The following is a 14,667-nucleotide window of genomic DNA, read 5'->3' as shown; positions in this document are numbered from 1 at the left end:
GAAGTGCCCGGCAGGCGGATGAGGGGCGGCGCGGAGTTTACGAAATTATCGGAACCGTCTCCACCAGCTCGCGGAGAGGCAGTGCAAACCCTTGCCTTCTCCCGGCTGCATGGGTAGGACACGCCCACTCGAAATAAGTCACCGATTACTTAGCAAAAAGACCTCATCCCCATGGCCGACAAATCGGAAAAGACGAAAGCGCGGCTGCCGCGCGGCTTTGCCGACCGCAGCGCCGACGACATCCGCGCCGTCGAGAAGATGATGGCGACGATCCGTGGCGTCTACGAGCTTTACGGCTTCGAGCCCATCGAGCAGCCGCTGATCGAATACACCGATGCGCTGGGCAAGTTCCTGCCCGACCAGGACCGGCCGAACGAAGGCGTCTTCTCGTTCCAGGACGATGACGAGCAGTGGCTGTCTCTGCGCTATGACCTGACCGCGCCGACGGCGCGTTTCGTCGCCGAGAATTATGACAAGCTGCCGAAACCCTATCGCAGCTATCGGTCCGGCTGGGTCTTTCGCAACGAGAAGCCCGGTCCAGGCCGCTTCCGCCAGTTCATGCAGTTCGACGCCGATACGGTTGGTACGCCGGGTGTCGCGGCCGACGCCGAGATGGCGATGATGATGGCCGATGTGATGGAAGCGCTTGGCATCAAGCGCGGCGACTACGTCATCCGGGTCAACAACCGCAAGGTGCTCGATGGCGTGCTGGAGGCGATCGGCCTCGGCGGCGACGAGAATGCCGGGCGCCGGCTGACGGTGCTGCGCGCGATCGACAAGCTGGATAAACTGGGCGTCGAGGGGGTCCAGTCGCTGCTTGGCGCGGGACGTAAGGACGAGAGCGGCGATTTTACGAAGGGTGCAGGGCTAGACGCCGATCAAACAGCAATTGTTGTGAGTTTATTTGATCGCGAGATTGCAAACGTGATTGCGCAGGAAGGTCCACCCGGAGATATTTCAAAAATCAAAGTCGACTACGGTGATCAAGCTACATTCGCACCATCCAAGGTGAAGCTTCTGGCCATGGGTGTTGAAGCTTCGTCTGTCTACCGGGAAGGTACAGACGAGCTATTGGCAATCGAAAATTTCGTGAGATCAGCTGGCTACAGCTCTGACCGCATCCGCATCGATCCCTCCGTCGTGCGCGGCCTCGAATACTACACCGGCCCGGTCTTCGAGGCCGAACTGCTGGCCGAGATCCCCAACGAGGATGGCCAGATCGTCCGTTTCGGTTCCGTCGGCGGCGGCGGCCGCTATGATGGGCTGGTCTCGCGCTTCCGTGGCGAACCGGTGCCGGCGACAGGCTTTTCCATCGGCGTCTCACGGCTGATGACGGCGCTGAAGAACCTCGGCAAGCTCGACACCTCCGATGTGCTCGCACCCGTCGTCGTGCTGGTGATGGACAAGGACACGACAAGCCTTGGCCGCTACCAGAAGATGGTGGGCGAGTTGCGCGCCGCCGGCATCCGCTCCGAAATGTATCTCGGCGGCGCCGGCATGAAGGCGCAGCTCAAATATGCCGACCGCCGCGGCAGCCCCGTCGCCATTATCCAGGGCGGCGACGAGCGCGCCAAGGGCGAGGTCCAGATCAAGGACCTGATCGAAGGCGCCCGCATGTCGGCCGAGATAGCGGACAACGCCGAATGGCGCGCGGCAAGGCCGGCGCAGGTGACGGTGGCGGAGAGCGAGCTGGTCGCTGAGGTGAAGAAAATCTTGGCTGCGCAGGCGGCTGATCGCGCGAAGGGTGCCTCGCGCCTCGCTCTCCAATGACCTCCCGCTACCCCGCCATCGCATCGGATATTGCGACGCTCTTCGCCGCGCGCAATACCCACGCTGTCGAGGTCGCGGTGCTGCAACCGGCAGACCCGTTCCTCGACATGGCCGGCGAGGATCTGCGCCGCCGTATCTTTCTCACCGAAAGCGAGACGGGAAGGACGCTGTGTCTCAGGCCGGAATTCACCATTCCCGTCTGCCTCGACCACATCAGCTCGCAGGCCGGCACGCCGCGCCGCTATTCCTATCTCGGCGAGGTCTTTCGCCAGCGCCGCGAAGGCGGCAATGAATTCTTCCAGGCCGGCATCGAGGATCTCGGCGACCGCGATACGCCGCAAGCCGATGCCCGTTCATTGGCCGATGCGCATGCTTTGCTTGCCTTGGTACTCCCGGACCAGGCCCTGACAATCACGCTGGGCGACCAGACCATATTCGAAGCGGTGCTGGCAGCACTCGGCCTGCCGCGCGGCTGGCGCATGCGGCTTGCCCGCGCCTTCGGTTCGGCACCGATGCTGGAGGCGGCGTTGGCCGATCTCGCCAATCCGCCACGCAATGGCCAGCTCTCCGGCCCGGTCGCGTCTCTTGTGCTGGACGGCGATCTGGAAGGCCTGTCGGCGCATATCGCCGGCGGCATGCAGGAGGCCGGGCTGTCCGCATCGGCCGGGCGCGCGCCTGCCGACATTGCGCGGCGTCTGATCGAGAAGGCCGAACTGCGTAGTGTCAGGCTGTCCAACGAGGCGTTTTCGGCACTGAAGACATTTCTGGCGATCGACGTGCCGCTTAATAGTGCGGCCCAGGCGCTCGAAGCCTTCGCATCGGGTGCCGACCTTTCACTCGGCGCGGCTCTGGAAAATTTCGCCGCCCGCGCCCGCGCGATCGCGGCACACGGCCTGCCAGTCGAAAAAATCCGCTACGACGCCGCCTTCGGCCGTCCGCTCGATTACTACACCGGCCTCGTCTTCGAGATCGCGGCGGAAAATGGCGACCGGCCGCTGGCCGGCGGCGGCCGCTACGACCGGCTGCTGACGCTGCTTGGCGCGAAGACGCCAATCCCTGGCGTCGGCTTTTCCGTCTGGCTCGACCGCATCGAGGCGCTGCGGGAGCAGGCGCCATGATCACGCTGGCGATCCCGTCGAAAGGCCGGCTCAAGGAGCAGGCGCTGGAGGTTTTGGCCAAGGCCGGGCTTGCCGTCAACCTGCCCGGCGACGAGCGCAAATACCGCGCCCGCATCGAAGGCGCCGAGAGCGTCGAGGTGGCGTTCCTGTCGGCCTCCGAAATCGCTGGCGAGATCGGCCAGGGCGCGATCGATCTCGGCATCACCGGCGAGGACCTGTTGCGCGAGACCCTTGCCGACTGGGAGACGCGTGCGGAGATCCTCGCCCGCCTTGGTTTCGGCATTGCCGATGTGGTGGTGGCGGTGCCCGACATCTGGCTCGATGTCGACAGCATGGCCGATCTCGACGACGTTGCCGCCGATTTCCGTCAGCGCCACGGAAGGCGGCTCAGGATCGCCACCAAATACTGGCGCCTGACCCAGCAATTCTTTTCGCAGAAGCACGGCATCCAGGTCTACCGCATCGTCGAGAGCCTGGGCGCCACCGAGGGCGCGCCTGCGGCGGGCCTGGCCGATGTCATCGTCGACATCACCACGACCGGCTCGACGCTGCGCGCCAATCATCTGAAGGTGCTGGGCGACGGCGTTGTTCTGCGCTCGCAGGCCTGTCTTGTCGCATCGAGGAAGCAGCGTGCGGCCGCCGAAGAAGCTGTCTTGCGTGAAATAGCCGCGAAGATGGCGTCCGTGGCCAAGTAGGCTGGTCCTGCCAGTACCATCGACGGGATTTCCACCACCCTGCCGGGCTGATAGGCTCGGCCGTCTGCGGAGGAGACGGCGATGGCGATCAATCTCGACGAGTTGAAGAATGCCACGCACCTGCGCGGTCGCGGCCCGCGTAATGGCGCAACCTTCATCGCGCCGGTTGACGGCAGGGCGTATGTTTCGGGCGAGCGCACGGTGCCGCTGCTCAACCAGACGATTCCGGCGCTGTTTTCCGACACCGTCAGCAAATACGGCACGCTCGATGCCGCCGTTTTCGTCGCTCAGGACAAGCGCTTCACCTGGAGCGAACTGTCGGACGCGGTGGACGCGCTGGCTGCCGGTTTTCTGGCGCTTGGCCTGGAAAAGGGCGACCGCGTCGGCATCTGGTCGCCCAACCGCTGGGAATGGCTGGTGACGCAGTTCGCCACAGCCCGCATCGGCCTGATCCTGGTCAATATCAACCCGGCCTACAGGCTGACCGAGCTGGAATACGCGCTGAACAAGGTCGCTTGCCGAGCACTGGTCACATCGGCCAAATTCAAGACCTCCGACTATCTCGGCATGATCGAGACGCTGGCGCCGGAGATCGCCAAGGCGGCACCTGGCAAGCTCAAGGCGCAAAAGCTGCCGGCGCTGGAGATCGTCATCCGCATGGGCGAGGAACATTCGCCCGGCATGTTCAATTTCGCCGACGTGCTGGCCATGGCCGGGCGCGACGAGCATGACAGCCTCGATCGCATCTCGGAGGGATTGAAGCCCGGCGAGGCCATCAACATCCAGTTCACCTCGGGCACGACGGGCGCGCCCAAGGGCGCCACGCTGACCCACACCAACATCGTCAACAACGGCAATTTCGTCACCTCGGCGATCAGGCTCACCGCCGACGACCGGCTGTGCATCCCGGTGCCGCTCTATCACTGCTTCGGCATGTCGATGGGCACGATGGGCTGCGTCACCAAGGGCGCGACCATGGTTTTCCCGGGCGAGGGCTTCGATGCCGGCGCCACGCTGAAGGCGGTGGCGGAGGAGCGCTGCACCGGCCTCTATGGCGTGCCGACCATGTTCGTCGGCCTGCTCGACCACCCGGATTTCGCGTCCTTCGATCTCACCAGCCTCAGAACCGGCATCATGGCCGGCTCGCCCTGTCCGATCGAGGTGATGAAGAAGGTGGTGTCGCTGATGCATATGGCGCAGGTGACCATCGCCTATGGCATGACCGAGACCAGCCCGGTGTCGTTCCAGAGCGGCGTCGACGACCCGCTGGAAAAGCGCGTCTCGACGGTCGGGCGCATTCATCCCCATGTCGAGGTCAAGGCCATCGACGCCGATGGCGCAACCGTTGCGGTCGACGCGCCGGGCGAACTCTGCACACGCGGCTACTCGGTGATGAAGGGCTATTGGGACGACGCCGAAAAAACCCGTGAGGCGATCGACAGCGACGGCTGGATGCATACCGGCGACCTCGCCACCATCGACGCCGAGGGCTATTGCAACATCGTCGGCCGGGTCAAGGACATGGTCATCCGCGGCGGCGAGAACGTCTATCCGCGCGAGGTCGAGGAGTTCCTCTATCGCCATCCCAAGGTGAAGGAGGTGCAGGTGTTCGGCATTCCCGACCCGAAATATGGCGAGGAGCTATGCGCCTGGATCGTGCTGAAACCCGGCCAGATCGCCACCGCTGAGGAGATCAAGGCCTTCTGCGCCGGCCAGATCGCCCACTACAAGATCCCGCGCCACATCCGCTTCCGCACCGAGCTGCCGATGACCGTGACCGGCAAGCCGCAGAAATTCCTGATGCGCGAGGCGATGATCGAGGAGTTGGGACTGGTGACGCAGAAGACGGCTTGAGGGGCGGGCGCTATGCCGACCGCCTATGCCCAGGCATCGTGTCTGCGGAGCATGAGGACGACGTCGTCGATCCTCCCTACGGCGCGACCGGAACGCGCGCAGTGACAGGCGCGAAGACCGAGATCGCCTTCGGGTGGACCTTGAAATGCGCCGGGGTCGAGGTGACGATCTCGCCGTCGGTGTTCACCGGCATCGGCCCGTTCGTCTCGATGTCGAACTCAACGCATCGGGCCGTCCGGACCTCGCTCCAGGCGCCATGTGTTCCCGAGCGGAACGAGCGCAGCATCAGCGCCAGCTTCCAGAGATTCGTCATTTCGAGGCTATAGAGGTCGAGATGTCCGTCATCGATCTCCGCGGTCTCCTCCACGATGACGCCTCCGCCATAGTGTCGGCCGTTGCCGACGGCGATCTGGTAGGTCTTGGCTTCGATCGCCGTACCTTTTTCGGTGATTCTCGCTTCGAACGGGACGGCACCGGTCAGCACCTTGAGGGCGGCCAAGGCATAGCCCAGCCTGCCGAAACGCTTCTTCAGCGCCGGATCAAGCCCCTGCGCAAGCTTGCTGCTCAGGCCGATGCTTGCAACGTTGAAGAAGGCATGGCCATTGACCGTGCCGACGTCGATCAGGCGTGTTCCGCCTCGCACGATCACGTCGGCGGCCCGCAGCAAGTCCGTCGGAATATTGAGTGTGCGAGCGAGGTCGTTCGCCGTTCCCATCGGAATGATGCCCATCGGCAAACCGCTTTCCATTACCGCGACCGCAGCTGAAGACACCGAACCGTCGCCGCCGCACACAATCACAAGGTCGGCGATATGGCGCAACCGGACGATGTCGCGTGCGATTTCAGGCAATGCTTCGAACGTCTCGACGGTGACGGAAAGGCCGCCGGCCTCCAGCCGCTGGACAACAGGCGCGATCGCCTCCTGGCCGCACCGCGCCTTGGGATTGAGGACGAGCAACGCGCGTCTTTTGGTGGATACATTCATTCGGAACCTGGTCGCAATTTCACGGCACGCACATAGGACAGCTCGCAGCCGACTTCCACCACAACCGACCTTTGATCAGTCTTAAATGAGCCCTTCCGCTCATCCCGACGAGGGTTGGGATGGGCCAACCACCCATTGGCAAAGCGGGAAAGTTGCGCATTTAAGGATGTTGCGCTGAATGCGGCCAAGGTCGCGATGCCGCCTATATTCACGCGGTTCCGGAGCCGGGGCGTTGTCTTGATGTCCGGCGACTCGATCGAGCGCGGCGCGCCGTCTGAGATCAGCGACGACGGACACCGTGGCCAGCACGAGAACGAACTGCCCCTGAACAGTCGGGTGATCGATTTCGAATAACGGATCTAGCTTGCCGCAGTGAGTTCGATCTGCTCGACACCCGCCGCGATGTTGATGCCGGTTTCGCCCTCGACTGCGAGCGGTTGAAGTGCAAAGGCTTTCTCCGTTCCGCCGAGCAGGACATCGGCACCAAGTCCAAGGCCCGCGGCCGCTTCCGCATCGACGCCATCGTATTTTCCGGTGAGCAGGCCATTGTCCTTTGCAGTCGAGCCGCTGACGACGGCCCAAATGAGATGGCCTTCTTCCACCTCGCCAAGTTCGATGCCGAATTCGTGGATCGAGCCGGTGTAATTTTCCGTCGTGCCGTCATTCCTGGTGAATACGCAGGTCATTGTCTGTTTGCGCTCAATGATCTCGCCGATGCCGGTCGAGGTGTCGCATTTCAGGATACCGACCTGGGCGTTCACCGCCCAGGCAGGTGCTGCCGCGAAAAGCAGAAATGAAGCGCCCGCAAGGGCGAAGAGGCGGATGTGGAAAAGCATGTCGGATTTTCCTTGGTTGAAGTTGCGAAGCTGATGCGTCCGGTAAGAATCAAATCTCCTCGGTAGTCGTTTGACGCCACTCCTCTCCCTTGCCTAGCCGGGAAGCGTGGACGTGACCTCGCGCTTCGTCTTGCGCGCGGCGCGCCATTCCTCGAACCGTTGCAGGATGACGAAGAAGGAAGGCACGAAGAGCACGGCGAGGCAGGTCGAGGCGATCATGCCGGAAAAGACCGTGATGCCGATAGATTTGCGTGCGCTGGCCCCGGCGCCCGTCGCCACCACCAGCGGCGCGACACCGAGTATAAAGGCGAAGGACGTCATCAGGATCGGGCGGAAACGAGCACGTGCCGCCTCGATCGCGGAGTCGATAATCGGTTTGCCGGCGGCGCGCAATTCGCGCGCCACCTCGACGATCAGGATGGCGTTCTTGGCCGATAGCGCAATCAGCAGGATCAGGCCGATCTGGACGTAGAGATTGTTGTCGATGCCGAGGCCGTTGAGGACCAGGACCGGGCCGACCAGCGACAGCGGCGCGGCAAGCAAGATCGAGATAGGTGCGAGCCAACTCTCATATTGGCCTGCCAGCACCAGATAGACCAGGAGCAGCGCCAGGCCGAACACCAGATAGATCTGGCTGCCGACGAGCTTCTCCTGGAAGGACAGCGCCGTCCAGTCGTAGCCGGTGCCGGGCGGCAATGTGTCGGCCGCGACCCCTTCCATCAGCTTGATCGCGTCGCCGGACGAGAAGCCTTGCGCCTGCACGCCGATGATCGATGCCGAGGGATAGAGGTTGTAGAGGCTGATCAGCGATGGGCCGACGCTCGGTGTGATCGTCAGCGCCGAGCGGAATCATGTCGCCGTTCTGGTTGCGCACACTCAGGCGGCCGATGTTCTCGGGCGACACGCGGAATTGTGCATCGCCCTGCACATAGATCTGGAATACCCGCCCGAACTTGTTGAACTGACTGACATAAGTCGAGCCGAGATAGCCGGCGAGCGTCTGGAAGACCTGGTCCGTGGTCAGTCCCAGCGTTTGCACCTTCTCGCGGTCGAGTTCGACCGTGTATTGCGGAACATTGGCGCGGAACGGCGCCGCTACCCGCTGGATGCCCGACTGCGTCTGGGCGGTCCTGGTCACCGCCTCGACCGCACCCTGCAGCTTGGCGAGGTCGAAACTGCCGTCGCGCAGTTCGACCTGCATGGTGAAGCCGGCGGCATTGCCGATGCCCTGGATCGGCGGTGGCGGCAGCACCAGCACAGTTCCATCAGCCATGTCGGACAGGTTTTTGTTGAGCGTCGCGTAGAGCGAGGCAAGATCCTCGCCCTTGCCGCGCAGGCTCCAGTCCTTGAGGATGATGTAGGCGACGCCGGCGTTCGCCAGCGTCGAATTGTTGTCGAGTGCCGAGATGCCGGCGATCGTCACCACCTGATCGACGCCCGGCGTGGCCTTGGCGAGCTTCGAAACCTGCTGCAGCGTCTCCTGCGTGCGGCCCAGTGCGGCGCCATCGGGGAGTTGAACCGTAGCGAGCATGTAGCCCTGGTCCTCGATCGGGATGAAGCCTGTGGCCACGCGCGATATGCCGTAGCCCGCCGCACCGATGATCAGCAACGCAATGATGCCCATCACCGTGCTGTGACGCACCATGGACCCGATCAGGCCGGCATAGCGGTTCTCCAGGCGCTGGTAGACCGCGTTGAAGCCGCGAAAGAAGAAATTGCGCTGGTCCGGCGGCACCGGGCGCCTCAGCCAGGTCGCGCACTGCGTCGGCTTGAGCGTGGCCGCGTTGATGGCGCTGATTATGGCGGTTGCCGCAATCACCAGTGCGAATTGCGCATACATTTGCCCCGTGAGGCCGGGCAGGAACGCAGCCGGCAGGAACACCGCCATCAGCACCAGCGTGATGCCGATGATCGGTCCGAACAGCGCGTTCATGGCGGCAATCGCCGCGTCGTGGCCCGACATGCCGCGCTCCATGTTGTGAGCGGCGCCCTCGACCACGACGATGGCGTCGTCGACGACGATGCCGATGGCGAGCACGATGGCGAACAGGGTCGACAGATTGACCGAGAAGCCGAGCGCGGCCATCGCCGCGAACGCGCCGATGATCGTCACCGGAACGGTCGTTGCCGGCACCAGCATCGCCCGCCAGTCCTGCAGGAAAAGCAGGATGACGATAAGCACCAGGACAGCGGCTTCGATCAGCGTCTTGTAGACCTCGTGGATCGCCTGGCTGACGAAAATCGTGGTGTTGAAGGGGGTCGAGTATGCCAGCCCTTTCGGGAACTCGCGCGACAGTGCCTTCATCCTGGCCTCGACCTTGCCGGCCACATCGAGCGCGTTGGCGCCCGGCGACAGGAAGACGGCCATGCCCGCGGCCGGCTGGCCGTCGAGATTGAAGAATTGCCCATAGGTCTGCGCGCCGAGCTCGACCCGGCCGACATCGCGCACGCGCGTCATGTCGCCATTGGTGCCGGTCTTGACGATCACGGCGCCGAACTGGTCGGGATCGTCGAGGCGGCTGGACACTTCGATCGTGTACTGGAAGGACTGGCCGTCGGGCGCCGGCGGCGCGCCGACCTGACCTGCGGTGACCTGCTCGCTCTGCTGCCCCAGCGCCTGGACGATGTCCTGCGTGGTAAGGCCGCGCGCCTGCATCTTCTCCGGATCGAGCCAGACGCGCATGGAATACTGGCCGGCGCCGAACACATTGACGTTGCCGACCCCGGGTATCCGGGAGAGCTCGTCCTTCAGCCGGATGGTCGCGTAATTGGCGAGATAAAGGCTGTCATATTGCCCATCAGGCGAAGTCAGCGTGACGATTTCGAGGATCGAGGTCGACTTCTTCTGAACGGTGACGCCTTGCACCTGCACCGCCTGCGGCAGCCCGGCCAGGGCAGAGGACACACGGTTCTGCACAAGCACTTGCGCCTGGTCGAGATCGGTGCCGATCGCGAAGGTGACGGTGAGATTGTAGGTGCCATCCGATGCAGCATAGGACTGCATGTAGATCATGCCCTCGACGCCGTTGACCTGCTGCTCGATCGGCAGCGCCACCGTGTCGATTACCGCGCGCGCGCTGGCGCCCGGATAGCGCGTCGTCACCGAAACGGTGGGCGGCACCACATCGGGATATTGCGCCACCGGCAGGGCGAACAGCGAGATGATGCCGATGACGACCATTAGGATGGCGATGGCGTTGGCCAGGACCGGCCGCTCGATGAAGAACTTGGAGATCATGGCGCTGCGCTGTCCGTGGCGACCGCTTCCAGCTTCTTCTCCTGCGGTTCGATCTTCTGGCCAGGCACGGCCGTCAGCAGGCCGGAGACAAGGACACGGTCGTCCGCCGCGAGACCCTTGGTGATGACGCGCAACGCCCCGACCAGTTGGCCGATCTCTACCGGGCGCTGCTCGACGACATCGTCCTTTCCGGCGACGAGCACGTAGCGGCCCTTCTGGTCGCTGCCGATCGCCCGGTCGGGAACGAGCAGCATGTCCGGTTCTTCGCCCAGCGGCACGCGCACGCGCACGAAATAGCCGGGCAGCAATGCCCGGTCTTCATTGGGCAATACGGCGCGGGCCGCCAGCGTGCCGGTGGCGGCCGTAACCTCTGGCGCGGCATAGTCCAGCGTTCCCGCATGGGGATAACCCGTCTCGCTCTGCAGGCCAACCTCGACCGGTATTTTCTTGAGGTCCTGCGCGGTTATTCCACGCTTGGCCATGGCGGCGCGAATGCGCAGCACATCCTGCTCGGAGATGTTGAAATTGACGTAGATGGGAGCGAGCTGAACGATGGTCGCCAGCGTGGTGGCGCCGCCGGCGCCGACCAGTTGTCCCATCGACACCTGGCGGGAGGTGACGATGCCCGCGAACGGCGCCTTGACTTCGGTGTAGCTCAGATTGAGTTGAGCCTGCTTGACGTCGACCGCGCTCTGCTTCTGCTTGGCGATGTCCACCTGTGCCGCGGCGGCGGACTGGTCGGCGGTCGATTGCGAGATGATTTTCTGCGACAGCAGCTCCTGCTGCCGCTTCAGGTCGGCGCCGGACTGCTTGGCGGCGGCATCGGCCGAACCCTGCCCGGCCTGGGCTTGCTCGAGCGCCAGCTGGTAGGTGTCGGGCTCGATCAGGAACAGCCGGGCGCCGGCCTTGACCTCGTCGCCGTCCTTGTAGTCGATTTCCTGGATGAAGCCCGAAACGCGCGCAACCAGCGGTGTCGTGTTTACCGCCGCGGCGCTGCCGGTGGCCTCGAGATAGGGGGTCACGCTCTGCTTCACCGGAAGCGCCACGTCGACCTTGGGCGGAGGTGGCGCCATGTAAGCGTTTTGCTCGTTGCATGCGGACAACAGTATTGTAACGGCGACCAGGCCTGCCGCCGGCACGATTCTACCTAATACGAAAAGCATTTTCCCCCTCTGGATACTTCCCGGTGTATATCGCATTATATGAAAGTGAGCTAATTTACATATTTGAGGGGAGGTTGTCATGCGGATTGCGTTAAGCGTGCTTTTCCTAGCAACTCAGATGGCGACCACAGCGGCGCTGGCGCAGACGGCGTCGGAGCGTGAGGCCTGCGAGGCGGATTACAAGAAGTTCTGCAGCGGCGTGCAGCAGGGCGGCGGCCGCGTCATCAAATGCCTGTCCGACCATATGAGCGAGCTGACGCCGGAATGCCAAAAGGTCGTCAAGGCGAACACGCCTGGATAGGACCGCTGCGGCGCGATCTTTTCGGACTGCGGATGATTTTATACTTCGAGACTATCGGACGCCGGCGGCGAGGTCTGCGGGCGCAGGATAGGGAATGGTCGCGGCACGCGAGATGTGCTCCAAATAGGTTTTCAGCAAGAGCAGAAGCGTAAGGGCTGCAATGAGCGGTTTCGCAAGATCGGCGGTTTCCTATGCGATGCCGTTGGCCGCTCTCACTGTGGCCATCGCGGTCAGGGCCAGCGGGCTCTCGGTGGACCAGGGTTCCATCAATATGAGGATCCTTGTCGGAGCGCTTTCGAGCGCGATCATGTTCACCACCATCTTTGTGGTGCTCGACCACGCCGAGGCGGTGGCCCGGCGGGTAGGGGAGCCGTACGGCACTTTGGTATTGACGATTGCGGTGACGGCCATCGAAGTGTCGATCATCGTTTCGATGATGCTGCATGGCGAGAACAACCCGACGCTTGCACGCGAGTCCGTCTTCTCGACGGTGATGATTGCATCCACCGGCGTTGTCGGCGTGTGTCTGACATTTGGCGGCTGGCGGCATCGCACGCAGGCAATCGTGCGACAAGGGACCAGCGCCTATCTGGCGGTTCTGATCGCGCTGACCGTCATGACGCTTGTTCTGCCGACCTTTACGCAAGCTACGGGTCCCGGTACATTCTCGGCGGCCCAACTTGGTTTTGTGAGCGTGCTTTCAGTGCTGCTCTATGCGGGTTTTCTGTTCGCCCAGACCGTCCGCCACCGGGACGATTTCATCGAAGGACCGACGCACGGCGTTTCGACGCGAGCCGCCCCTCACGAGAGCATCCTTACTGGCGTGCTGCTGCTGGCAATCGGCCTGATTGGCATTGTCATGCTCGCCGAGCAAGTCGCCGCAAGCATCGAGGATGCGCTGGTTACCTACCAGGTGACCCAGGCCGACGCCATTGTGGGAGCATTGATCGCGGGCCTGGTCTTGATGCCGGAGTCCGTTTCAGCGGTTCGTGCCGCCCTCAACAATGAGCTGCAGCGCGGTTTGAATGTCGCGATGGGTTCGGCTTGCGCCACGATTGGCTTGACGATACCGGCAGTCGCCGCCGCCAGCCTGCTGACGGGAAGGGGCCTGACGCTGGGCATTCCCGCGGCTGACACGGTACTTCTGGTCCTGGCGCTTTTCATAAGCAGTGTCAGCTTCAGCAACGAAAGAACGACGTTCCTGACCGGCCTGGTCCACCTTGTCGTCTTTTTCACCTATGTGTTTCTGATCTTTGTTCCATGAACAGGCCTGGAGCTATATTATTGCAGTGACCCTGCCCGCAGTATTGAGGCGACAGCCGACTTGCGCCTGCCGGACTTCGATGCCACCTTTTCTTGCGTAGTCTATTCGCACCTTGATCGGGGCCGTGAGCTCACCTCGACGTTGACGCAAGGCACCCGCGCTTACCGAGCGGACACGGACGGCGCCAAGCGGCTTCGCGGCGGACATGATCGCCGCGCGGCAGGCTTGCACGACCGCGGCTGGAGTACCGGGTATCATTTTCAGTGGTCCCACGGATCCAAACGGATAGCCCAGGGTCGAGTTACCCCGGCCTGTCCTCGAAGGCCTGAGGACGGGTGGCAGAGAGATCGATTGCCTGGTGGTTTTGGCGGGGACAATGGCTTTCGTGACGGCGGGCGGACTAGCGGCAACCGATTTGTTGTCGGCGGACGGATCGGCGCCCGCACCAATTCCCGCTGAAACGCTTCCGCTGGTGTTGCTTGGATTGTTGCTGGCATTGGAGCCCACGCCGCTGCTGGTCGAAACGCTTCCGCTTGTGCTGCCGACATTGCCACTAACGCCTGCGCCGACAGATCCTGCGCCGACCGAAGCGCCAACGTTTGCTCCGCCTACACTGCCGACGCTCGCGCCCGCTCCCACAGATGTGCCTTGCGGGCCAGCGTTCACTCCAGCACTGACCCCTATGCCGCCGACGCTTGTGCCCGCTCCCACAGATGCGCCTTGCGAACCGGCGCTCACTCCAGCACTGACCCCTACGCCGCCGACGCTTACTCCAGCACTGACCCCGAGATCACCACCGCTCACTCCGGCACCGATCCCGAGACCGCCGCTCTTACCGCCCAAACCTGCGCCAAGAGCCGAGGCAGGGCCGATCGCGATCCCGATCGTGAACGCGGCTGCGACATATCTTTTCATTCTGATACTCCCGTGCGGCATACATTCAACTCCCTCGTCGGCGCCGGCGCAGGTCGAGCTAGCTCGGTGGCCGCGTCGGGAGCAAAGGTGCAGGAAGTTCGATGGCCAGCACCTCAGATTGCGGCGACTTTCGGTACTTCACTTTCTGTTTTTTCTGCGAGCGCGGTTTACGGGCTGGTTGGACGCCCGAATCCGATAATGCACTTGCAAGTGCAGTCGCGGGGGTACGTGCTTTCAGCGCGCGCGCAGCGGCGGCGCGGCGCTTGTCCTTGACGATGTCGATCGTCTTACGCGCGGCACTAAGGCTACGGGCCAAACCAGTGGCCCTTTCACGCTCCTGGTCCAGCGCCGCACTCAATTCTATTGAGTTCTGCATCAAGGCATCGCGGTCCCGGCGAACAATTTCGAGGTCACGTTCAGCCGAATCTGCTCGTTTGCGTTCCAGCGCGAGTGCTTCTCCGGCTTGCTTTGAAGCAGCCTCGGCCACCTGGCGGTCCTTTACAGCGTTGGTCTGCTCGCCTTCGGCCA

General features: G+C 63.2%; 10 protein-coding genes and 2 pseudogenes. 7 read left to right on the top strand and 5 right to left on the bottom strand.

What is annotated here, in order from left to right; translation table 11 throughout:
• The first annotated feature begins 171 nt into the window (after window positions 1-171).
• The 4 genes from hisS to MESS2_RS25095 all read left to right on the top strand — a co-directional run bounded on the left by hisS (window position 172) and on the right by MESS2_RS25095 (window position 5,437).
• Window positions 172-1,770, top strand: coding sequence for a histidine--tRNA ligase (gene hisS / locus MESS2_RS25110; protein ID WP_008877367.1), 1,599 nt, complete (start codon window positions 172-174; stop codon window positions 1,768-1,770).
• Complete coding sequence (locus tag MESS2_RS25105) at window positions 1,767-2,888, top strand: ATP phosphoribosyltransferase regulatory subunit (protein ID WP_008877366.1); 1,122 nt, start codon at window positions 1,767-1,769, stop codon at window positions 2,886-2,888. Before hisS ends, MESS2_RS25105 begins: the two co-directional genes overlap by 4 nt.
• Complete coding sequence (hisG, locus tag MESS2_RS25100; protein WP_008877365.1) at window positions 2,885-3,583, top strand: ATP phosphoribosyltransferase; 699 nt, start codon at window positions 2,885-2,887, stop codon at window positions 3,581-3,583. The genes MESS2_RS25105 and hisG overlap by 4 nt, the downstream gene beginning before the upstream one ends.
• Window positions 3,584-3,664: 81 nt before the next feature.
• Window positions 3,665-5,437, top strand: coding sequence for an AMP-binding protein (locus MESS2_RS25095; RefSeq protein ID WP_008877364.1), 1,773 nt, complete (start codon window positions 3,665-3,667; stop codon window positions 5,435-5,437).
• A 76-nt stretch (window positions 5,438-5,513) separates the two neighbouring features.
• On the opposite strand, the gene MESS2_RS25090 is transcribed toward MESS2_RS25095, so the two are convergent.
• On the bottom strand, window positions 5,514-6,422 hold the full coding sequence (locus MESS2_RS25090; RefSeq protein WP_008877363.1) for a lipid kinase: 909 nt from the start codon (window positions 6,420-6,422) through the stop codon (window positions 5,514-5,516).
• Between the two features lie 135 nt (window positions 6,423-6,557).
• Here MESS2_RS25090 and MESS2_RS32475 point away from each other — a divergent pair, with 135 nt between their 5' ends.
• On the top strand, window positions 6,558-6,776 hold the full coding sequence (locus MESS2_RS32475) for a hypothetical protein (protein ID WP_157357843.1): 219 nt from the start codon (window positions 6,558-6,560) through the stop codon (window positions 6,774-6,776).
• Between the two features lie 5 nt (window positions 6,777-6,781).
• On the opposite strand, the gene MESS2_RS25085 is transcribed toward MESS2_RS32475, so the two are convergent.
• The 3 genes and pseudogenes from MESS2_RS25085 to MESS2_RS25075 form a co-directional block, all read right to left on the bottom strand.
• Complete coding sequence (locus MESS2_RS25085) at window positions 6,782-7,258, bottom strand: DUF992 domain-containing protein (protein WP_008877361.1); 477 nt, start codon at window positions 7,256-7,258, stop codon at window positions 6,782-6,784.
• Between the two features lie 93 nt (window positions 7,259-7,351).
• Window positions 7,352-10,496, bottom strand: a pseudogene (locus MESS2_RS25080) (efflux RND transporter permease subunit).
• Window positions 10,493-11,659, bottom strand: a complete 1,167-nt coding sequence (locus tag MESS2_RS25075) for an efflux RND transporter periplasmic adaptor subunit (RefSeq protein WP_008877358.1) — start codon at window positions 11,657-11,659, stop codon at window positions 10,493-10,495. The pseudogene MESS2_RS25080 and the gene MESS2_RS25075 overlap by 4 nt, the downstream one beginning before the upstream one ends.
• Before the next feature lie 118 nt (window positions 11,660-11,777).
• Here MESS2_RS25075 and MESS2_RS25070 point away from each other — a divergent pair, with 118 nt between their 5' ends.
• Both MESS2_RS25070 and MESS2_RS25065 read left to right on the top strand, forming a co-directional pair.
• On the top strand, window positions 11,778-11,960 hold the full coding sequence (locus tag MESS2_RS25070) for a cysteine rich repeat-containing protein (RefSeq protein WP_244440089.1): 183 nt from the start codon (window positions 11,778-11,780) through the stop codon (window positions 11,958-11,960).
• Window positions 11,961-12,120: 160 nt separating this feature from the next.
• Complete coding sequence (locus MESS2_RS25065) at window positions 12,121-13,224, top strand: calcium:cation antiporter (RefSeq protein WP_008877355.1); 1,104 nt, start codon at window positions 12,121-12,123, stop codon at window positions 13,222-13,224.
• A gap of 973 nt (window positions 13,225-14,197) precedes the next feature.
• Here the strand turns inward: MESS2_RS25065 and MESS2_RS25060 are convergent.
• Window positions 14,198-14,667 (bottom strand): annotated as a pseudogene (locus tag MESS2_RS25060) (hypothetical protein); the annotation flags it as partial.

The sequence above is a fragment of the Mesorhizobium metallidurans STM 2683 genome (assembly GCF_000350085.1).
GTDB lineage: Bacteria > Pseudomonadota > Alphaproteobacteria > Rhizobiales > Rhizobiaceae > Mesorhizobium > Mesorhizobium metallidurans.
This window is presented reverse-complemented; position numbering and strand designations above follow the sequence as displayed.

What these genes read in the sequence shown, in the direction of transcription:
- hisS (WP_008877367.1), top strand. Translation starts at nt 172, where the DNA reads ATGGCCGACAAATCGGAAAAGACGAAAGCGCGGCTGCCGCGCGGCTTT.
- MESS2_RS25105 (WP_008877366.1), top strand. Translation starts at nt 1,767, where the DNA reads ATGACCTCCCGCTACCCCGCCATCGCATCGGATATTGCGACGCTCTTC.
- hisG (WP_008877365.1), top strand. Translation starts at nt 2,885, where the DNA reads ATGATCACGCTGGCGATCCCGTCGAAAGGCCGGCTCAAGGAGCAGGCG.
- MESS2_RS25095 (WP_008877364.1), top strand. Translation starts at nt 3,665, where the DNA reads ATGGCGATCAATCTCGACGAGTTGAAGAATGCCACGCACCTGCGCGGT.
- MESS2_RS25090 (WP_008877363.1), bottom strand. Translation starts at nt 6,422, where the DNA reads ATGAATGTATCCACCAAAAGACGCGCGTTGCTCGTCCTCAATCCCAAG.
- MESS2_RS25085 (WP_008877361.1), bottom strand. Translation starts at nt 7,258, where the DNA reads ATGCTTTTCCACATCCGCCTCTTCGCCCTTGCGGGCGCTTCATTTCTG.
- MESS2_RS25075 (WP_008877358.1), bottom strand. Translation starts at nt 11,659, where the DNA reads ATGCTTTTCGTATTAGGTAGAATCGTGCCGGCGGCAGGCCTGGTCGCC.
- MESS2_RS25070 (WP_244440089.1), top strand. Translation starts at nt 11,778, where the DNA reads ATGGCGACCACAGCGGCGCTGGCGCAGACGGCGTCGGAGCGTGAGGCC.
- MESS2_RS25065 (WP_008877355.1), top strand. Translation starts at nt 12,121, where the DNA reads ATGAGCGGTTTCGCAAGATCGGCGGTTTCCTATGCGATGCCGTTGGCC.